17 protein-coding genes and 1 pseudogene are annotated in these 19306 nt (G+C 35.9%); 3 read left to right on the top strand and 15 right to left on the bottom strand.

Features of this window, described 5'->3' with window-relative positions; all coding sequences use genetic code 11:
- The first annotated feature begins 180 nt into the window (after positions 1 to 180).
- On the top strand, positions 181 to 441 hold the full coding sequence (locus JNUCC74_RS04265) for a hypothetical protein (protein ID WP_454067048.1): 261 nt from the start codon (positions 181 to 183) through the stop codon (positions 439 to 441).
- Here JNUCC74_RS04265 and JNUCC74_RS04260 read toward each other — a convergent pair.
- The 6 genes from JNUCC74_RS04260 to JNUCC74_RS04235 all read right to left on the bottom strand — a co-directional run bounded on the left by JNUCC74_RS04260 (position 392) and on the right by JNUCC74_RS04235 (position 7134).
- Positions 392 to 1249: an AraC family transcriptional regulator gene (locus tag JNUCC74_RS04260; protein WP_454067047.1), complete on the bottom strand. Its 858-nt coding sequence runs from the start codon at positions 1247 to 1249 to the stop codon at positions 392 to 394. The genes JNUCC74_RS04265 and JNUCC74_RS04260 overlap by 50 nt on opposite strands.
- A 207-nt stretch (positions 1250 to 1456) precedes the next feature.
- Positions 1457 to 2281, bottom strand: coding sequence for a sugar phosphate isomerase/epimerase family protein (locus tag JNUCC74_RS04255; protein WP_454067046.1), 825 nt, complete (start codon positions 2279 to 2281; stop codon positions 1457 to 1459).
- Positions 2282 to 2296: 15 nt separating this feature from the next.
- On the bottom strand, positions 2297 to 3625 hold the full coding sequence (locus JNUCC74_RS04250) for a glycoside hydrolase family 30 protein (protein WP_454067045.1): 1329 nt from the start codon (positions 3623 to 3625) through the stop codon (positions 2297 to 2299).
- A gap of 675 nt (positions 3626 to 4300) precedes the next feature.
- The gene (locus JNUCC74_RS04245; protein ID WP_077319646.1) at positions 4301 to 5323 is read right to left on the bottom strand and encodes a Gfo/Idh/MocA family protein; all 1023 of its coding nucleotides are present in this window, start codon (positions 5321 to 5323) and stop codon (positions 4301 to 4303) included.
- A gap of 23 nt (positions 5324 to 5346) precedes the next feature.
- Entirely contained in the window at positions 5347 to 6243 is an 897-nt protein-coding gene (gene iolE / locus JNUCC74_RS04240; RefSeq protein WP_454067044.1) for a myo-inosose-2 dehydratase, read from the bottom strand.
- A gap of 696 nt (positions 6244 to 6939) precedes the next feature.
- Positions 6940 to 7134 carry an aldehyde dehydrogenase family protein gene (locus JNUCC74_RS04235; protein WP_454067043.1) on the bottom strand — a complete coding sequence of 65 codons (195 nt, stop codon included), beginning with the start codon at positions 7132 to 7134 and terminating at the stop codon, positions 6940 to 6942.
- 107 nt (positions 7135 to 7241) lie between these two features.
- Here JNUCC74_RS04235 and JNUCC74_RS04230 point away from each other — a divergent pair, with 107 nt between their 5' ends.
- Positions 7242 to 7598 (top strand): hypothetical protein, encoded by a 357-nt coding sequence (locus tag JNUCC74_RS04230; protein ID WP_454067042.1) that lies wholly within the window; start codon positions 7242 to 7244, stop codon positions 7596 to 7598.
- Between the two features lie 629 nt (positions 7599 to 8227).
- Here JNUCC74_RS04230 and JNUCC74_RS04225 read toward each other — a convergent pair.
- The 4 genes and pseudogenes from JNUCC74_RS04225 to JNUCC74_RS04210 all read right to left on the bottom strand — a co-directional run.
- A pseudogene (locus tag JNUCC74_RS04225) lies at positions 8228 to 8418 on the bottom strand (terminase gpP N-terminus-related DNA-binding protein); the annotation flags it as partial.
- Positions 8419 to 8477: 59 nt separating this feature from the next.
- Positions 8478 to 8783 carry a hypothetical protein gene (locus JNUCC74_RS04220; protein ID WP_454067041.1) on the bottom strand — a complete coding sequence of 102 codons (306 nt, stop codon included), beginning with the start codon at positions 8781 to 8783 and terminating at the stop codon, positions 8478 to 8480.
- Between the two features lie 640 nt (positions 8784 to 9423).
- On the bottom strand, positions 9424 to 9891 hold the full coding sequence (locus tag JNUCC74_RS04215) for an Imm30 family immunity protein (protein WP_454067040.1): 468 nt from the start codon (positions 9889 to 9891) through the stop codon (positions 9424 to 9426).
- A gap of 16 nt (positions 9892 to 9907) precedes the next feature.
- Entirely contained in the window at positions 9908 to 11641 is a 1734-nt protein-coding gene (locus tag JNUCC74_RS04210) for a T7SS effector LXG polymorphic toxin (protein ID WP_454067039.1), read from the bottom strand.
- Positions 11642 to 11718: 77 nt separating this feature from the next.
- Here JNUCC74_RS04210 and JNUCC74_RS04205 point away from each other — a divergent pair, with 77 nt between their 5' ends.
- Positions 11719 to 12237 carry an FAD-dependent oxidoreductase gene (locus JNUCC74_RS04205; protein WP_454067038.1) on the top strand — a complete coding sequence of 173 codons (519 nt, stop codon included), beginning with the start codon at positions 11719 to 11721 and terminating at the stop codon, positions 12235 to 12237.
- 568 nt (positions 12238 to 12805) lie between these two features.
- Here the strand turns inward: JNUCC74_RS04205 and fba are convergent.
- From fba to JNUCC74_RS04180, 5 genes are all read right to left on the bottom strand, one after another.
- Positions 12806 to 13663 carry a class II fructose-1,6-bisphosphate aldolase gene (gene fba / locus JNUCC74_RS04200; protein ID WP_454067828.1) on the bottom strand — a complete coding sequence of 286 codons (858 nt, stop codon included), beginning with the start codon at positions 13661 to 13663 and terminating at the stop codon, positions 12806 to 12808.
- A 73-nt stretch (positions 13664 to 13736) separates the two neighbouring features.
- Positions 13737 to 15653 (bottom strand): 3D-(3,5/4)-trihydroxycyclohexane-1,2-dione acylhydrolase (decyclizing), encoded by a 1917-nt coding sequence (gene iolD / locus JNUCC74_RS04195; protein ID WP_454067037.1) that lies wholly within the window; start codon positions 15651 to 15653, stop codon positions 13737 to 13739.
- Positions 15654 to 15674: 21 nt separating this feature from the next.
- The gene (gene iolC, locus JNUCC74_RS04190) at positions 15675 to 16652 is read right to left on the bottom strand and encodes a 5-dehydro-2-deoxygluconokinase (RefSeq protein ID WP_454067036.1); all 978 of its coding nucleotides are present in this window, start codon (positions 16650 to 16652) and stop codon (positions 15675 to 15677) included.
- Positions 16653 to 16669: 17 nt separating this feature from the next.
- The gene (iolB, locus tag JNUCC74_RS04185) at positions 16670 to 17485 is read right to left on the bottom strand and encodes a 5-deoxy-glucuronate isomerase (RefSeq protein WP_454067035.1); all 816 of its coding nucleotides are present in this window, start codon (positions 17483 to 17485) and stop codon (positions 16670 to 16672) included.
- Between the two features lie 320 nt (positions 17486 to 17805).
- A complete protein-coding gene (locus tag JNUCC74_RS04180) occupies positions 17806 to 19266 on the bottom strand; it encodes a CoA-acylating methylmalonate-semialdehyde dehydrogenase (RefSeq protein WP_454067034.1) in 1461 nt (486 codons plus the stop codon).
- Positions 19267 to 19306: the final 40 nt, after the last annotated feature.

Raw genomic sequence — 19306 nt, 5'->3', positions numbered from 1 at the left:
TAATCCAAGAATCATCTATTGTAAGAAATGAAGAATTGAGATTTCCTCTAATGGATGTTGACATAAGTATCTTACTTTACAATTTTTGAGTTAACTAGAAATATTTGACAGGATTATAGTTATATGTATTAATAAAGATACATAGTATCAAAAATAAATTATTTTATGGAGGTAAGAATTATGAAAACGCAAACACGTTTAGGAGTTATGTTACTTGCCCTGTTAATGAGTAGTATCATATTTGCTACTCCTGCATTTGCGGCAGAACCGCAAGTATCTGTGAATACCGCTGGTGAAAGCGTATACACAAAAACAATTGATATGCAACTTCAAGCAATGCCGTATGCTTCCGAGAGCAGTACAACGCTAAACGAACTTCTCACTTGTTCTTCTATATTTCATTATTTCTTTTATACTCATTTCTATACTGCTTGGGTGTAACACCAACATGCTTTTTAAATGTTGTATGGAAATGACTTTGACTATTAAAACCAACCTGATAAGCGATATCCGTTACTTTTATATTTGTATTTTGTAACAGCGTCTGAGCTTCACCTATTCTGCGTTTAATCAAATATTTAACAGGCGAACAATGGAATTGTTTCTTAAACTGATGTGCTAAATAATAAGGGCTTACTCTTACCATTTTAGCCAGATCTTCAAGTGTTATTGGCTCATAGTAATAATGTTCTATATACTCTTTTGTTCGGTATAAAATAATTTCATTATCGTAGCTTGAATAAATTTCAACATGATTCAAAATGTTGGTTTCTAAATATTCTAAAAAAATGATGAGTAATTTTTGTGCGGTTATATCCTTATGTTTACAGTTAGAAGCAAGCTGTGAATGAATCAATCCCATAAATCGATTGACATCTTCAAAATGAGTACCTAAAGAAAAAACGGGGGAAGCATTATCAGGTATTAATGCATTTTTTCGAAGGTCTTTTTTTTGAAGTCCTTTTATTGCACAGCAATATGTTTCAACAACATGAGCTTGAGACAAATGCTCATCATGTGCCACGAAACTGTTAAATATAATTAAATCTCCTTTTTTTACCGAATAAACTCGTCCATCAATAAGGTAATCACCAGCTCCACTTGTCACCAGGATGACTTCAACTAAATCCTCGTGAATGTGCATAAAGCGTTTATACTGTCCATCTAAAGCCTTAACTTTACTGGTAAAAAACAGGTAAGGACCGTTATTGATTATGTCATTCGTTAAATCCGTGAAATAAACTTTCATTTCCCTCACCACTTTTATGGGTACATTATCATTTACTATCATTTTAACAAAAAATGAACCACCCGTACACTATGTGTAAAGTGCGTCTAAAAAGTTCGAGTGGCATGTTTCTATGGGAGGAAGGATTGCATTTAGAAACATGAGCTTCTCGAACAAATCATCGAAAAACTTACGTACTCTTTTTAACGGACTTTTTTGAACAACCTTTTAAAGGTACTTTCTGCTCTTCTTTGCACCGATCTGAAATACATGTTCAGGAGAAAGCATCCAATAACCTGGATTAAACAATTCCAAGGAACAAACGCCAGCAAATCCCCTATCTTTTAAGGCTTTACTAATTTTCCCCAAGTCAATTACGCCATTACCGGGAAATAAACGATGGCAATGATCAAGTATCTCTATTGGTAGATCATCCGCATCATCAATATGATAAATAAAGATTTTTTCAAGAGGTATTTTATCCAATACATCTATATCTTTCCATTGATCATACAAATAAAGATTAAACGCATCAATGACCAAACCAACGTTTTTTCTGTTTACTGCCTCAACAATGGCATATGCTTCATCTAAGCTTCGAACACAACAATTTTGACTTCCAATAGGCTCAAAAGCTACCTTCAGCCCATAAGGTGCAACTTGATCCGCGACTTTGTTTATTACCTTTATACTATCCTCAAAAACTTCTTCGCTATTCCACAAAACTCCATCCTTTATTGTAGGTACAACAACTATAAATTCTCCACCAATTTCTTGACTTACTTGACAAGCAAAAGCAATATCATCATGGATTACTTGCCAGGAGTTCTTATCACAAAAGTTTATGTTTTCAATGGAGTTATAACCAATCGGTTGAAGATGGCTTTTGGAAAAGAATTTTTTCAAATCCGCTATAGAGTATTCCTCCAGATAGTCTCTTAACATATCAATACGAATCTCAATAAAATCATAACCGTATTTTTCCGCCAGTAATAAATCATTATACAAATTAGAATTATTCATGCAAGTTGCTTGATTAAAGCCTAATTTCATTATCTCTCCCTCCCTCTACTTCCATATTAATGTTACTACTTGTTTAGCCGCTAATTCGATAGACGTTTCTACATCTTTATCTATTACTCGAAATGCTTTAGAATCATTAGAGGCATTGTAGGCTACTAATACTTTACCACCTTCAGGGTTGATAAATGCTACTTGCTCAATGGAATGATCATACGCAGACGAATATACGACATGGGCACCTTTTTTAACAAATCGGCTAAAATGCCCAATATAATAATAAGAAAGATTAACATGAAGTTTTTGATTGTCGCCATCATACTGAATCGGTGCCTCGCAAGTATTCCCCATATGATTTGGTCCGCCATCCATATCGAGGAGAATATTCCAATCAATAAAAGCATTCATCCCATGTTTAAAATTTCCAATTAGATCGTGAATATATACTTTCCCATGTTTTTCTTGTGTGTTATGATCAAATCCTTCTTGTGGCACACAGCCTTCAGTGAACAATAGATCCTTTTCCGGATAGGCTTTTGCCAAGTAGGAAATTTGTTCAAAGTGATCGCCTGTATACCAATGAAAAGCTATCCCATCAATTGCGTGACGATACTCGGAGTTACGGAAGGTTTGATCGGCCCATTCAATTAACCCATCTTTATCATGATCCCAAATATAAAGCTCTATATGATCATATCCTGATTTAGAAAGAATTTTCTTCAATACTTTCACAGCGAAATAGGCCTCTTGCTCATTTGTATAAAGGCAAGAATCCCATTGTTTAACTGCTACAGGCTCATTTTGAACAGAAAGCTTTTGTACATGAATGCCATTTTCCTTGTATATATCAAGATACAATTTGATTAACTTAGCCCAGTCTTCATAATATTCTTCTTTTAAATATCCGCCTCCATTCATATTATTATTCGTTTTCATAAAAGCAGGCGGACTCCAAGGAGATGCCATAAAAATGGTTTCCGGATTAGCCGCAACCGCATCTCTTGCAACAGGGATAATATTTTCTTTATCCCGGTCAAAGTTAACTTTACTTTGCTGTAAATCTTCTTCACTTTCTAAATATGCATAATTTCCTAGTGAAAAATCACAGCTTTGAATTGGCATTCTTACTAAATTGTATTTATTTCCTGTTTCTCCAAAACAACTTTCTATGAAAGCTTGTTTAAGGGAATCAGGCATTTTATTGTATACAGAACCGCTAGCCTCCGTAAAGGAGCTACCAAACCCATAAACTTTTTGTCTTGTTTTATCTGAAAAGACCTTTAATACTTGGTTATTATCTATCTCTCTTTGTTTGAAATCTACTGTTACTTTCTTAAATTGCTGGTTTACGTCTGAAAAGTACGCTGTTCCTTTCATCAATTCACTTCCTCTCTATTCATAACAAAAGCACAAGTGCAGGTAACCACATACAAACAGAAGAATTTCTGAAGCGATAAAGTGAAACTTCATTTCATGGAGTGCTTTTCTCCTTGAATGTTAGTACCGCAAGGGTATGACCTAAAGGCCTTTGAACGAATCGGGGATTTAGGAGCCGTTTTTCTCATCTTGTTTCCAACATCATTAACTCATTCTTAAATGGAGAAAAGTACGGATCCTTACATCCGGGATAAAGTGAAACTTCATTTCATGGAGTGTTATTCTCCTTGAAAAACCGCGAAGTATCGCTATCGTAGCTTTCCTTGTCCTGTCGCCCGAACGAAATTAAAAACCCGACACTCATACTAGCCTTTGACATAGGCAACCACTTTGCTGTGCTTATTCTTAAATTATTAAAATGAACCGTCTGTAAAGGCTTTCCTCACCCTTCAAAAAATGGTACGGAACGAATAGGCATTTCATGCAGGTTATTCCACTTTGGTTTCTTTTCTTTTTGGAAGGAGGGAGACTGCCATCTACACGAAGATACAAATTTCACAGTATATATGCGGTATAAACCGTCTGCCATTTTAGCAATGCTGTGGATTGCCCACTTTTAACTAGCAAAAGGTAATAGGTTACAAAAGCACCTATTACCTTTTGTTATCCAACCAATTAATTATAGAATGTAGGTTTTTTTGCACCTTCTACTTTTTCTGTTTTACCAGATTCTTGAGATTTCACACAAGCATCGGATGTAATTGCTGCAAGATAACCATCCCATGAAGTTGGTCCTGCTGGCGCTTCCCCTTTATTCAGGCGATCAAAGAAGTCTTGAAACTCTACATCATAAGCTTCGATAAAACGTTCTTTCCAATCGACAAGAATATCTGTACTGTATTTTGCATCCTTACGAACGGCTACACTTGCCGGACTAGGAAGCTCAGCCATTCCAAGTTCACCAGTTATATCACAATGAATATCATATCCATATTTTGCATTAACAAATACTTCTACTACAATGTTAACACCTTTAGAGGTTTGCATTACAATGACTTGTGGGTCTTTTAAATTTCCATTATCGCTAGTTGCATATTTAGACTTACGAGGGAAGTATACTTTTACATCCTCATAATCATCATCTAACAACCAATGTAGTACATCAATTTCGTGAATCAATGTTTCATAGATTGCTTGTGCTGTTTTATATTCAGGAACACAGCTTGCATTATAATGTCTGCAATGAAGCATTAATGGTTCACCAATTTCTCCGCTAGATACAATTTCTTTCAATTTAACATACCCAGCATCGTAGCGGCGCATAAACCCAACTTGAAGCATTTTCTTACCGGTCTTTTGTTCAGCTTCCATCACTCGTAAACAATCATCTGCATTTAATGCTAATGGTTTTTCACAGAATACATACTTATTAGCTTCTAAAGCAGCTACTGCTATATCAGCATGTGCTTCGTTAGAGGCAGTAATAACAACTACTTCCACCTCAGGATCAGCAATTAAATCATGATAATCAGCATAATCTTTTGCTTCGATTCCGAATTTATCTAATGCTGCTTGTGCTTTTCCAGGAACAATATCACAAACTGCAACCACTTCTACTCCAGCTATTACATTAGCTAAACGGCGTAAATGATCTGATCCAATAAATCCAATTCCTACAATTCCAGCTTTTAATGTCATCATAAATTCCTCCAAATAAATTTTTATTTTACAACTAATTCTTGTTCAATATACTGACGGCCTTTTTGGGCATACTCTAATGGATTAGCAATCTTAGGATCTTGCTCAGCTTCAATTACTACCCAACCTTTATAACCATGTTCAACAAGGTAAGCAAAAACAGGTTTAAAATCAATATCTCCATCGCCAGGAACAGTAAACATTCCGTGTAAGAAGGATCCTAAGAAGGATTTATTTTGCTCCCGACATTCTTTTAGTTTTTCTACTCGCACATCTTTAAAATGTACATGCTCAATCCGATCAAAATACTTTTTAAGTAAAGCCATTGAATCACCATCAGATACAAAGATATGACCAGTATCATAAAGCAAGAAAACTTTGCTAGGATCTGTCATTTCCATTAAGCGATCCACTTCTTCTAATGTTTGTACCCCTGTTCCCATATGATGATGGTAACAACATTTTAAATTATGTGATAAAGCAATTTCGCCAAATTTATTTAATCCTTCTGCAAGTTGCTTCCATTCTTGATCTGTAAAATACGGCTTTTCTGTATAGACACATTTATCTGTACCTTGAATGCTGTATGTTTGTTCGGAAACAACTGCAATATCTGCATGAACAGCTTCTAAAAAAGCACAGTGCTTTTCAAACTCTTTGCAAGCTGCTTCAATGCCATCACGGATAATATAAGCTGAGAACCATTGACCTACTAGTCTCATATCACGTAACTTTAATTCTTTATTTAATTCTTCCGGATCAGTTGGATAGCAACCACCGATCTCTGTTCCTTCAAAACCAGCCAGCTTCGCTTCACTTAGAATTTGTCTGTAAGTGTTTTCTTTTCCTATCTCAGGGATGTCATCATTTCTCCATCCGATAGGAGCAATCCCAAATATAATATTTGCTTCTTTAGCCATTGACATTACCTCCGTTATTTTTTTCGGATATTATACAAACTAGTATTGAAAGCGTTAACTAATTATTATTTTAGCTTACTAACCGCCATTTTACTTTTGAAATCTTGTTCAATATCTCACAAAATAACGTTGTTTTATCGCTAGTTTTTTATAAAAACTTAAGTATATTGCTATTATTTGGTTTTATGATGGAGCTAATGTTTCAATACATGATCAAAATAATAGTATATTGTTATGTTTTGGTTATTTAATATTTTATAATTACCCTTCAAAAGACCAACTATCTTCTAAATATTAGGAAGAGGTGAATCAAAATGTAATCTTATGATAATATATGAGCAAGAAAATGTATAAAACTTGTTTGACTTACATAAAGTGAAGCTTCCATCCGTAATGGTTTTCTTTCATCCTTTTTGAAAGATCAAAGGCTACGATCGTATGCGTGTTTGAAAAAGAAGAACACTTTTTCTCTGTGTGAGGTATCGTAAATCTAAGGTCTTCCTCTTATCCTTATTGTAAATTCACCCAAACACTTTTGACTCCGTATAGTTGTCGAGTGCATATTCCCCATTTCTCTACCTACCTGACTGTTTATACCCTCCAAATGCAGCAGCGGGATTTTCCTGATTACAGTCGTTAATCTATACTGTCCCAGCCTTTAATCTTCTGGCTACTCAGTGTCCAGTTCGGATATTTTCAGTCCACAGCTGCTAAACCATATTCACTATCGTTGGATCTTCTAATTCCTTCCTCTGTCGTATCAAATGAAAAGACTGCAACAACAGGACCAAATATTTCATCTTTTGCAATCCGTATATCATCTTCAACATCTACAAACACCGTCTGCTTAAAAAACAGCTGTTCATGACATGGAACGTCATGAATCATCATGGTTTATTTATACCGAAGATGTTGTTTTTTCAAGCAAATAATTATTACTTGCTACTGGAGCAGCCGAATCACCCGTACCTATTCCAGGGTGGACATAACCAGGGGTCATGTCCGTTGGTGCAGCACAAGTGATGACGAATGTTCATCGAGTAAAACCGGGTGATAGGGGAATTATTATCGGAGTGAACGTACTATCCGCTGCCATTGCAATGGAATTGCATTTGGCGGGAATTGATATTGCAGCTATGGCATTGCCTCCATTACATCGGATAACTACCAAGCATGCTCGCCCCAAAGAAATAGTGGAAGCTCTATTACATGCATCATATTTGGCACCTTCAAAGCTTTTACGAATAGGGAGTAAATTCATGACCAATCCTTTAATGAGACAGCTTAGGATCACCTTTTACCCTAAAATGGCGTTACTATGTGGGGCGTCCCGGTTCAGCTTCGAAAAGTGGTAATAAAAATAGATGGTACAAACCAAGTAGAAGGCGTAATCGTAAGTACGATTGACAAGGATGGTAATTCAATATTTGAAAGTGAAGAAAAAATCGCATGTAATTTTGTTTGTATTGCTGGAGGGTTGTACCCGTTAACGGAGCTCGCCGAACTTGCTGGTTGTCCTTTCTAGTATGTCAATGAGCTTGGCGAGTTACGTCCCATTACATTATGAACAATTTGTGCTTTGTCAAGTTGTTTATTTATATCGTTGTAAACCTTGTTATATAAGGGGTTACAGGTTGTTTATGTCTTTTTCTCCTTTGTAAAAAAACTATTAAAAACTAGTCTTTTTGGGTAACTTTGGGGGGGGTTTGGGGACATTTTTACAGGCTGTTTACAACCGTAAAACAATTAACACTTGTATTACTTTTATTATTTAAAAGCCACGGACAGGCGTTATACATAAAAAGATTGAAGGAGATCTTCCTTAGAGTATTTCCTATCGATAATACATTGACTTACCTTTCCATACTAAATAAAATCTTCAAACTTAAGGAGAAATGTTATCGACATTGCAATGTTTCTTTAGGAGTTATTCGGCAAGTAATTCATGTTTTACAGCAACACTATTCCTTTAAGGAAAGCATTTTTTATTACCTGGTTGACCGCCTCTTTTTGTGTGCACACTTTTTTCTTTGGGTGCACTCTTATTTCGCTCCCAACCATAGCGTCTTTTCCATGACTTTACGGTATTTTTGGAAACACCATATTCTCAGCTATATATTTATACTTCATACCCTTGTTGTAGTCTATCTCGGCTTTCTTATATCTAGCTTCCATTTACATTAACACCCACCTCCATATGTATTCGAGTTGTTTTGAGAAAAAGGAAAAGCATCCTAACGGGTGCTTTTTAATTGAGATTCTAACTCCCTTTTATAGTCCTCAAGCTTTTGTTTGTATCTATAATAATCAGCTAAAATTTCTTTATATCTTACCCAAGCAGTTCTAAAATCATAGATATAATAAAAAAGAAATGCAATTACAATCATGACGGTAATTTGCTCAATCGTTAAATTACTTAAACTTAATGATTTAAAAGAGGTCAAATTTAACATTTTAAATAGCTTATCTTCAATTATTAAACCTAATATGAAAACCAAAATTGGTAAGGGAGCTAAAGATTTTAACATATCAATTTTCATTTGTATAACTTCTTTTAAATGGATACAATTCATTATTGCATTATTTAATAAGCTTAAAAATTCTCTAGAATCATAATTTATCCTCTTTTCTCGCAAATAACTACTATCATCAAGATACTTTACAAGTTTTTTATAGTGAGCATAATTTTTATATGCTATAAATATAAAAAGAAAACTCAAGAAATATTTAAAAATTTTATTTTTGAAAGATAGAAAGTCAGGAAAAAATTTTAAAATATAATAATTAAGATTTTAATTAAACAAACTCCTACAAATATATTAATGCCTATTTTTTTTAATGCAAAGATTGCAGGATTTTACAATTTAAGTGTCGAATGGACTAGGTAAGAGGAGAGAAAAAGCACCCAAGCTATATACTTGAGTACATTCGTAAAAAGGTCACTATATTTTTAGTCGCCCTTCATGTAATATCTTAATTCAATTTTTTATTATTAATTTCATTTGCAAGTATTTATTTAGCGTTTTTGCATATAATGAAGGAAAAATTTTTGCTGTACTCTACGTAGGGTACGGTTATAGGTGTACTCTAATTAGGGTACAAACGAATGTTCCTATAGAAAAAGCCTACCCGTAAGAGTAGGCAATCGAAAGTAATCTCTAAATACTTTCAATTGAAAAATTATTGTAAGCACTCTATTACAGAATTAACACTTTCTTTAAATCTATTCGGATTCTTTTCTTGAATACTAGTTAATTGTGAAATAATGAAGTTCTGAATATCACTATCCAATGTGGGTATAATTTTCTTATAAACTTCTCGGGATGGCCCGTGATTTAATATTCTCTTATGAAGCACCTTTAACCATTCTTTGGCATGAGGAATCATTATAGGAATAGAATTTGCTAAAACTTTTAACGATGCTTCAGAACCAACAATATTATCATAAGATTCAATAGCATGAATTAGCCCAAACATTACTTCATCGTTTTCAGTCAAATCATCAAAACCGTGACACAATATCTCAATATGGCTAACATCTTTCAATTTTAAAATGTTTTTAATTGCCTGCTCAAATTTTTCTACTTCATTTTCATCTCTTAATAAACGGTTGTGCTTTAAATTTTCTAGTTCTACAGATATATCCATTAAGCTATATGCCTCCCTATTTTTTAAAGATATTTGGATATTTCTCCTTATTTAGTTTTATGACTTCTAATAATCCCGAACGTATTTTAGGAGTGTAAAGTCCTTCTTTTTTATAAATTTTCCTTGCATCAATAATATCACGGGCTAAAACGTCACGAGGGTTAGTATTGAGATAAGCATCTAATTTCTTACCTGTCATTCCGTATGTTGCAGTACTTCGATGTCTACCTCCCTTTCCGGGGTGAGGTTGTTCCATATTCATGCTTATTCCGTCATTTTTATGAATGCTCGCATTTGTTTTCATATATTTAGCAGAAGGCATATGATGTGGTGTTAAATTATCTCCACGTGTCCCTGCATCTATTAATTCTTCATATGTTCCGACTTTTCCTTCGTTAGCTAATAAATCTCTTCTATTTTCTTTTACCTTCTTCGCTGTATGTTTACCTTTATTCGCAAATTTAATTGTTCCGCCAGCTTTAATCAGCTTTAAAGCTTTTCCATAGGGGATAATAGAAGCACCTGCTATTATCCTTTCCGGTTTAGATGCTTCTGAGTCCAAAATAGTATTAACGTCATCTAAAATGAGAAAGTCAGCTGTTTCTTTTACAGCCGTTGCACCAAATTCTCCTGCTTTTACAAATGTATCTTTCACACCATCGGCAGTCTTTTCTAACCAGCTTTTCTCTGGTTCTCTAGGTTTATGTCGATTAGCTGGAATCGTACGAACCAATTCATAATTTATACCTGTTTCCGATTCAAACTCCCGCACTTTCCTGCCATCAGCTAAGGTGTAATAAGTCCCTTGTCTTACTCCCTTGTAATCCGAAACCTTTACTTTTGAAACAATTAGATGCTCGATGGTTGAAAACTCACTTTCAGTTAAACTATCCCCCGTTGCTGCTAAAGTAGCATGCATAGCCCGATAACTGTAATTCATTGTTTTCAGTCCAAAATGTTTCTGCAAATAGTTAGTCGGAATCGCTGCTAGTGGAATAAACTTAGAAAATAACCGTTTGCCAAATTCCCCCATGATTACTTCTAAATCGATGGCATTCCTTCCAGCCTTTTTCATGAGACCTTGCATCAGCTGCTGATGAATCTTTTGATCAGATATCTTTCTTGCTTGGTACGTTGCAATATTTATTTGACCGCTGTTGCCTAGTTCTCTAATTCGACTTACATAGTTTTTCATGGTATGGAGAAGATCTTGCTCCACAGGCTCTAGCTTAGCTGTATTATGTCGATCAAATAGATACAGCTTTTCAATGGTCTTGTGTGTTATTTTCTTTGCATGTTGTACTTTGTCCAGAAACTCCCCATCATCTAAATCCCTAACATCAATAATATCTCTAACCGATCGAAGAACAGCATTTGCTTCGTCAGTTAGCATCATTGCCATATGTTTTGCCCGTTTAAGTCCTCGTTGAACACCATCGGCAAGAAAATCCTCTCGAATAACTCCATTCCTGTCCGGTTCCAGTTCATCAATGGACTGTTTTATTTCCCGTAATGTATTCGAATAATTATCAATGAACCCCTCTAAGAACAACAGAAACGGCTTGTGTACCTCTTTGTAAAAGGTTCGAATAGAATTAGCTGTCTTTCCTTTAAAAGCTTCTTCTAAGGCGATAATGCCTTCTATACTTTTCTGGATGTTTTTGATTTGTGTATGTATTTGTTCTAGTTGCACTAATGTTTTGTCGATAAAGCTATGACATTCCCCTACATAAAGCGCCTTAATGGACATCTCCTCCCATCTTAGTTGAAACTCAATTCCCCCTTTAGTTGCATTATACTAAAAGTGCTAAATTTATTGAATTATTTATGAATGAGAATTTAATTAAGGAGTTAGTTTATCTTTTTAATTTTGCAATGTTGGTATTAATTCATTCATTAATGAAATTTTGTATGTCTTGTAGTGGTAACGTTGAGAACGCAATTTTGCGTTTTCTAACAGTAAGAACTGAAAGCAATTTTGCGTTTAGTACAATACACATCCTTATAGCATTGAGAGTCTTTCCATCAGTACCTACCAACTTGGTAGTAACTAGAACAATATACATGTCAAAAATGGAAACCCCTATTGAAGATTTATACGTTGCTGGAAATATTACTGGGATTGAAGGTGCCAAAGTAGCAATTTCCCAAGGGGTCGTCGCGGGGTATTCCATGGCAATCCGTTCTGGCAAACAAGGATTAGCTGACAAACTACAAGATGCCTTAAACACGGTGCATGACACAAGAAGGCAAGCAGCGATTCAATTCCATCCTAAAATAGAGTTAGGAAGGGACATTATACAGAAACAGTGGGAGAAATACCAATCCCGCTTGGTGCAGATATAATGTAAGGAGCTGTAATTAAGTATTTACAGTCTTATTTTGAAAATGGAAGAACAAAGATGACTATCAATTTATAAAACACCGTTATCAACATTACAGAACCTCTCGTACTTATTTGCGTAATGAAAATTCTTACAATGCTTATTTAGCATATAAGGATGCATGTATACATATGTACTTGCATGCTAAAACAGGAAATCAAATAAGTAAGATGTTTGTGTTTATAACATTTTTTATATCTGTCTCGTAATCTACTTTTTACGTAAAACAAATGCGGAAAAGAGGTCCGTTTCATTCCCATTCTTTTGCCCACCTGGATTGGGATCAAGAGCAACGATATTCGGACAAAATCTTTACCCTTGATGAAATGGAAGGGAGTGGTTAAATTCCAAAAGGGACAAAAAGGAAAAGAAAATCAATGTACTTTAATAAAAAACCAGATTAAGAGAACATTGGGTTAATCCGATCCATGACTTTACATTCAGTAAGCACCAAAAACTCAAGAACTCCATATAAAGAGCCTTGAGTTTTTACTACACTCTATGTTATTTTTCATATGATAGCTTCATTTTTATTCGGCTTTGTTATGTGAGCCAAAGTCTTTTATTTTCTCACTAACCGTTTGTTTAATGATTAGCTTACTAGATTCTAATAAAGTTTTGGGCTCATACACATGTGGATTTTCTACTAAACTATGCTGTAACGCCTCTCGCCACGCAATATTCATCTCCGTATTAATGTTGATTTTAGCATGTCCTAAAGTGATCGCTTTATGAAGCTGTGGAAGTGGAATTCCACTTGCACCATGCAATACAAGCGGAATTTCTACAGCTGCTGATATTTCCGCCATTTCTTTAAAACCTAGCTTGGGTTCACCTTTGTATTTGCCATGGACAGAACCTAATGCTGCTGCTAAAGCATCAATATTTGTTGCATTAACCAATTCCACACATTCCTGTAAATCTGCATAATTAATATTACCGATAACTCCATCCTCATAACCGCCAACTGTACCAATTTCTGCTTCTACGGATACTCCATTTGCATGTGCATAATCTACTACTTTTTTTGTATTTTTAATATTTTCTTCTAGTGGTAAGTGGCTTCCATCGTACATGACAGAGCTATAGCCTGCATCGATCGCTTCCAAGCATCGCTCTACACTTTGTCCATGGTCTAAATGTAAGACGACCGGAACTTGAATATCAAAACGCGTTAGCAGATTTTTGACCATGTCAACAATGAGTTTAAATCCGCCAAGGTAATCTACCAATCTATCCGATGATGCAATCACGACTGGAGCTTTTTCCTCTTGAGCGGCTTGTAAAATTGCTTGCGCCCAAATTAAACCATTTATATTAAAATGTCCAACGGCATACCCTTCGCGCTTGGCTTGGGGTAGTATGTCATTTAATGTAACTAACTCCATGCTCATTTCTCCTACTTTTAGTTTTACATCTGTTTCAATGGTTTTACGCCAACTCCAGCGCTTTTCCATCTCACTAATACTTTCTTGCTCGTTTCATTCCTTTTTGCTTATTTGCAAATGCGTTTCGGATACTTTCTTTTGTGGAAACTTCGGATAACCCGACATTCCACCAGCTACCTTCATACCCGTCCGTCATTGTTTTTGGCAGCACTTTAATTTCAAATAATGTTGAATTAGGTTGCTTTTTAGCATCTTCAATGGCTCGTTTTAATTCATCCAGTGTTTTGATTTTATATGTCTTCGCACCATAACCTTCAGCTACTTTTGCATAATCAACATTCATAATTTGATTTTCCCAAGTTCTAAATTCTGTACCTTGACTAGCGCTGCCATTATCCATTTGCAGGTTATTGATGCAACCAAATCCCGAGTTGTCAAACAGAACAATATTAATTTTTTTATTGTATTGAAGAGCTGTAACCAATTCTGTATGAAGCATTAAGAAGCTGCCATCACCGACTAATGAGTACACTTCCTGATGCGGTGCAGCTAAACGTGCTCCTAATGCACCGGCAATTTCATATCCCATACAAGAATACCCATATTCTAAATGATACGTATTCGGTACGGAAGGGTTCCATAGCCGTTGCATATCTCCTGGTAATGAACCAGCAGCTGAAACAACGATTGCATCTTCATCAACCGCTTCATTTAAAGCGATAAACACTTCTGTTTGAGTTAATTCTGTATCCAAAGCATCCGCATATTCATTCAATGTTTCTTGGGAAAAATGTCCCTTTATTTCCGGAACAAATCCTTCACGTTTAAATCGGACATTCGCTAATCGATCTCTTTCCTTTAACCACTCGCTTTTTAGTTCTTCCAGTGTATCGTTAAATGCTGTTGTATAGCCTTCTAACAGTGGAAGCAGTTCCTGAAGTGTTGCTTTGGCATCACCAACAACCTGAAAAGCATCCAATTTATAGGATTGAGGTCGACTAACATTAATGTTTAAGAATTTTGTTTTCTCAAAGTTAAATAATGTTTTAGAAGACGTTGTAAAATCAGTATACCTTGTTCCGATACCAATAATTAGATCTGCTTTTTTCACAGCTTTATTTGCAGCAGAAGTACCTAGAATTCCTAGACCGCCTAAATTATTTTTAAATTGCCATTCCACCGTCGATTTTCCGGCATGTGTTTCTACTAAAGGAATATGATGTTTTTCAGAAATAGCTATTAACTCTTGTCTTGCTTTCGAGTACTTGCAACCTCCACCAACAATAATTACCGGATAGCTGCTGTTTTTAATTCGTTCTACAGCACCTTCGATTTCACGTTTTGTTGGTACCGTACGATTAAAGTAATGAACACGCTTTTCGAAAAACTCTACTGGGTAGTCAAATGCCTCTCCTTCTACATCTTGAGATAGGCAAATCGTAGCAGGACCAGCGGTAGCTGGGTTTGTCATTACTTCAAATGCTCGAATTAAAGCAGACATCAGTTGTTCTGGTCTTTGAATACGGTCCCAATAACGAGAAACGGCTTTAAAAGCGTCATTCGTCGTTACCGCCATGCTTGTATCTTGTTCGATTTGCTGAAGTACAGGATCTGGCTGCCTTGTAGCAAAGGTATCAGCCGGCAGTAAGAGAACCGGTATATTATTGGCCAAAGCTGTCCCGGCAGCTGCGATCATATTCGCTGCACCGGGACCTGCAGATGTTGATAAAGCATAAATCTTTTTCCTTAAAGATTGTTTTGAAAATGCCACAGCAGCATGGGCCATCCCTTGTTCATTTTTCCCTATAAAGGTTTTTAGGTGACCCGGATCTTCTTCTAAAGCCTGACCGATACCAACGACATTCCCATGACCATAAATATGAAAAATTCCTTCTACATAAGGGAATTCTTCCCCGTCTACATGTAAATACTGCTGATTCAAAAATTTAATCAACGCTTGCGCAGTCGTTAAACGGATCGTTTCTACCATAGAGTGATTCCCCCTGTTTTTTCAAGATTGCTCGGCAATCAATTGTTCAATTTCCTGAATGGACGGCATTGCTTCTGAAGAACTATGTTTGCTAACGACAATGGCTGCTGATGCACTACCATATTTTAACGCTGTCTCCACATCTTTCCCATTGAATAATGCGTAAAGAAATGCAGAAGCATAAGCGTCTCCAGCACCAAACGTTTTTAATACTTTTGTTTTGTAGGAATTCGCTTTGTATTGCTTTCCGTCCTTCACATAAGCATAAGATCCTTCTACCCCATGCTTAATTACAATTAAATCCGGATCATATTTGAAAAGTTCATTTACTGTAGTCTGATTATCGCCATTTTCTTTTCCTTCAAGCATATCAAATTCATCACGTGTACCAATAACGATATTCGCTTTTTGTGCTACTAATGTATAGTAAATAGACACTTCTTCTGGAGTTGCCCACGTATATGGACGATAATCCAGTTCAAAGATAACTTTTACATGATGAGCTTTTGCATATTCAATAGCTGCTAACACTGCTTCACGGGAAGGACTTTGTGCTAGTGCTGTACCAGATATTAACAGTGCTTCTGTTTCACGAATATATGCTTCATCAACCTCTTCCGGAGTTAAGTAAAGGTCTGCTACATTATCCCTGTACATTAAGATGGAGCACTCGCTTGGGCTTTTAATTTCCGTAAAAGCTAAACCAACTTTACGTCCTTCTTTATCTTTAACAACTTGTGTCGTATCCACACCTTTATCATGAAGATAATCGGTAATATAACGACCGTGTTGATCATCGGGAACTTTTCCAATAAACCCGACGCTCAATCCTAAATTAGACGTACCAATTGCAATATTTGCAGGAGATCCTCCAACATATTTTTTAAATGTCATTGTTTCTTCCATTGGGCGGTTATATTCGACAGCATTTAAGTCAATACAAGCTCTACCGATGGCAATAATATCGAATTTCTTGCTTCCTTTTTTTAATAGCTTCATGTTTTTGTCCTCCACTTCTACTTTCTGGCTAAAATCCATTCATGGTCTGGATCATTATGAAATTTCCAGGTTTTCTTAGGTCCAGCCATAACATTCAAATAATAGGAAGTGTATCCATCTGGCACTCCTACTGGATGATAGCCTTTTGGAACGGATACCACATCACCGTGTTCAACACTCATTGTTTCATCTAATGAGCGATCATCCGTATACACACGCTGGAACACAAATCCCTGTTCAGGATCTATTTCATGATAATACGTTTCCTCTAAAAATGATTCTTCCGGAAGATGATCGCGATCATGTTTGTGAGGAGGGTAACTTGAGAAATTGCCGCCCTCTGTATATACTTCCACAACTAACAGACTATTCGAGATATCAACATTGTCAGGTAAAATATTGTGTACCATTCGTTTGTTCTGATATTTCCCTCGATGTTCAACCGAATTATCAGTAGCTCTAATGACTTGAGCTGGTTTTTTCTCTGTTGACGGTGCATAGCATAATGCTAGCTTACACGCACGATCAGCACTAATTTCAAATTCGGAATCATTTGAAATATAAACACTGTCTGTCGGTTTTTTTTCAAATACGGATTCACGAGTTCCTAAATCCTTAAACCACTGGTCACCAGTACGAACAGAAGCATTTCCTGTTAAGGCAACAATGCAGACTTCCTTATCCTTTAATATTTCTGAATAGGTTGCTCCGCTATCCATTTGAATCAATTTAAATGAAACATATGTTAAATCAGAGTTTCCTTCGTGAATATCTTGTAGGAGAGTAACTCCTGCTTTGCTATTTTTATTTGGCTTATATTGCAACTTACTCATCGTTATGCTCCTTTTTAGAAGTTGTTTAGAAAAACTCGGCTTGTCGCCAAGTCTTTAGCGAAAGCTTTAGTTTTTCTTATACTATAAACCCTAAAAATTTTCTTTTTTATAGTATAAAAAAGTCCGGTAATAAGGACGTATCAAATTTCTCCGTTGACTTGTTTCTGCGCTACTCATGTATCTAACAACATACACTCCGTTGCTCAGGAACGCATAACCTCAAACTTTGGACTCAACAGGACGTGTTAGTATCGGCATTACTGACAGGATGTCAGTAATGCCGACGGATCCTTTTTATCTTCCTTTTTGAACACACTCGTTTAGAAATCTTTTGTTGCATATCGAGCGGTTACTACTTTTTTGCGTGTATAGAAATCAACACTATCTTTTCCGTTAGCATGTAAGGTACCATAGAATGAAGACTTCCAACCTGAGAATGGGAAGAATGCCATTGGAGCAGGTACGCCTAAGTTAATTCCTAACATTCCGGCATGAATATTTTCGCGGAAGTAACGAATAGCACTTGCGCTATTTGTAAATAAACATGCACCATTAGCAAATTCAGAAGCATTTGTTAATTCGACTCCAGCTTTTAAGTCTTTCACTTTCACGACACAAAGAACTGGGGCAAATATTTCTTCTTTCCAAATTGTCATTTTCTTCGTAACTTCTGTAAATATGGTTGGTCCTACAAAATATCCTTCACTTGGAATACCTTCACGGCCATCCAACACTAATGTTGCACCTTCGTCAACACCTTTTTGAATATAATCAAACGTTCTTTGTTGATTTTCTTTACGAATAACAGGACCTAAAAATACATCTTCATCTAATCCATTACCCATTTTTATTTGTTTTGCCTCAGAAACTAGTTTTTCCATAAATTTATCATAAATGCCTTCTTCTACTGCAACTACAGAAGCTGCCATACATCTTTCACCAGCAGAACCATAAGCAGCTGAGATCACATTGCGGATGGTTTCATCTAAATCTGCATCATTTAAAACAATGGTGTGGTTTTTTGCTCCTGTTAAAGCTTGCACTCGTTTTAGATGTTCAGAACCTTTTTTGTAAACATATTCACCAACTGGTTTAGATCCGACAAATGAGATTGCCTTAACTTCAGGATGCTCTAAAATACCATTTACAACATCATGCGCACCATTCACAATATTGAATACACCATCAGGAAGTCCTGCTTCAGCAAGAAGTTCTGCTAACTTTTCTGTTAATAATGGTGTACGTTCAGAAGGTTTCAAAATAAATGTATTCCCACAAGCAATAGCCATTGGAAACATCCAACATGGAACCATCATTGGAAAGTTAAACGGTGAAATTCCGCCAATTACACCAACTGGATAACGGTAGTTCGTTGCTTCTACATCTGTTGCGATGGATGATAATGAATCAGCCATCATGAGGCTTGGAGCACCTGCTGCAAATTCAACATTTTCAATTCCGCGCTGTACTTCACCTAACGCTTCCTTGAATGCCTTTCCATTTTCAACGGTAATTAACCGTGCAAGTTCTTGTTTATTTTCTATGAGTAATTGTTGAAATTTAAATAGAATTCGTGCTCTTCTTGGAACTGCCGTCTTGCTCCATGATGTAAATGCTTCACTCGCAACTTTTACTGCTTCATCCAATTCTTCTCTTGTAGATAAAGGTACGCTAGCCATCATTTCGCCAGTAGCCGGATTTATAACATCTTCATATTTTTCTGTGGTACTAGTTACCCACTTTCCACCAACAAAGTTCTTTAACGTTCTTACACTTCCCATTTGGACACCTCTTTTTTTATTTATGAATTTTAATTGTAAT

Source organism: Cerasibacillus sp. JNUCC 74, from assembly GCF_053667775.1.
Note: the sequence above shows the minus strand (reverse complement) of the source record. Positions and strands in the feature narration are given on the sequence as shown.

What these genes read in the sequence shown, in the direction of transcription:
- fba (WP_454067828.1), bottom strand. Translation starts at nt 13,663, where the DNA reads ATGGAGTTAGTTACATTAAATGACATACTACCCCAAGCCAAGCGCGAA.
- JNUCC74_RS04245 (WP_077319646.1), bottom strand. Translation starts at nt 5,323, where the DNA reads ATGACATTAAAAGCTGGAATTGTAGGAATTGGATTTATTGGATCAGAT.
- JNUCC74_RS04210 (WP_454067039.1), bottom strand. Translation starts at nt 11,641, where the DNA reads ATGTCCATTAAGGCGCTTTATGTAGGGGAATGTCATAGCTTTATCGAC.
- iolC (WP_454067036.1), bottom strand. Translation starts at nt 16,652, where the DNA reads ATGAAGCTATTAAAAAAAGGAAGCAAGAAATTCGATATTATTGCCATC.
- JNUCC74_RS04180 (WP_454067034.1), bottom strand. Translation starts at nt 19,266, where the DNA reads ATGGGAAGTGTAAGAACGTTAAAGAACTTTGTTGGTGGAAAGTGGGTA.
- JNUCC74_RS04260 (WP_454067047.1), bottom strand. Translation starts at nt 1,249, where the DNA reads ATGAAAGTTTATTTCACGGATTTAACGAATGACATAATCAATAACGGT.
- iolD (WP_454067037.1), bottom strand. Translation starts at nt 15,653, where the DNA reads ATGGTAGAAACGATCCGTTTAACGACTGCGCAAGCGTTGATTAAATTT.
- JNUCC74_RS04265 (WP_454067048.1), top strand. Translation starts at nt 181, where the DNA reads ATGAAAACGCAAACACGTTTAGGAGTTATGTTACTTGCCCTGTTAATG.
- JNUCC74_RS04215 (WP_454067040.1), bottom strand. Translation starts at nt 9,891, where the DNA reads ATGGATATATCTGTAGAACTAGAAAATTTAAAGCACAACCGTTTATTA.
- iolE (WP_454067044.1), bottom strand. Translation starts at nt 6,243, where the DNA reads ATGGCTAAAGAAGCAAATATTATATTTGGGATTGCTCCTATCGGATGG.
- JNUCC74_RS04205 (WP_454067038.1), top strand. Translation starts at nt 11,719, where the DNA reads ATGAATGAGAATTTAATTAAGGAGTTAGTTTATCTTTTTAATTTTGCA.
- JNUCC74_RS04250 (WP_454067045.1), bottom strand. Translation starts at nt 3,625, where the DNA reads ATGAAAGGAACAGCGTACTTTTCAGACGTAAACCAGCAATTTAAGAAA.
- JNUCC74_RS04220 (WP_454067041.1), bottom strand. Translation starts at nt 8,783, where the DNA reads ATGAAAATTGATATGTTAAAATCTTTAGCTCCCTTACCAATTTTGGTT.
- iolB (WP_454067035.1), bottom strand. Translation starts at nt 17,485, where the DNA reads ATGAGTAAGTTGCAATATAAGCCAAATAAAAATAGCAAAGCAGGAGTT.
- JNUCC74_RS04230 (WP_454067042.1), top strand. Translation starts at nt 7,242, where the DNA reads ATGTCCGTTGGTGCAGCACAAGTGATGACGAATGTTCATCGAGTAAAA.
- JNUCC74_RS04255 (WP_454067046.1), bottom strand. Translation starts at nt 2,281, where the DNA reads ATGAAATTAGGCTTTAATCAAGCAACTTGCATGAATAATTCTAATTTG.
- JNUCC74_RS04235 (WP_454067043.1), bottom strand. Translation starts at nt 7,134, where the DNA reads ATGATGATTCATGACGTTCCATGTCATGAACAGCTGTTTTTTAAGCAG.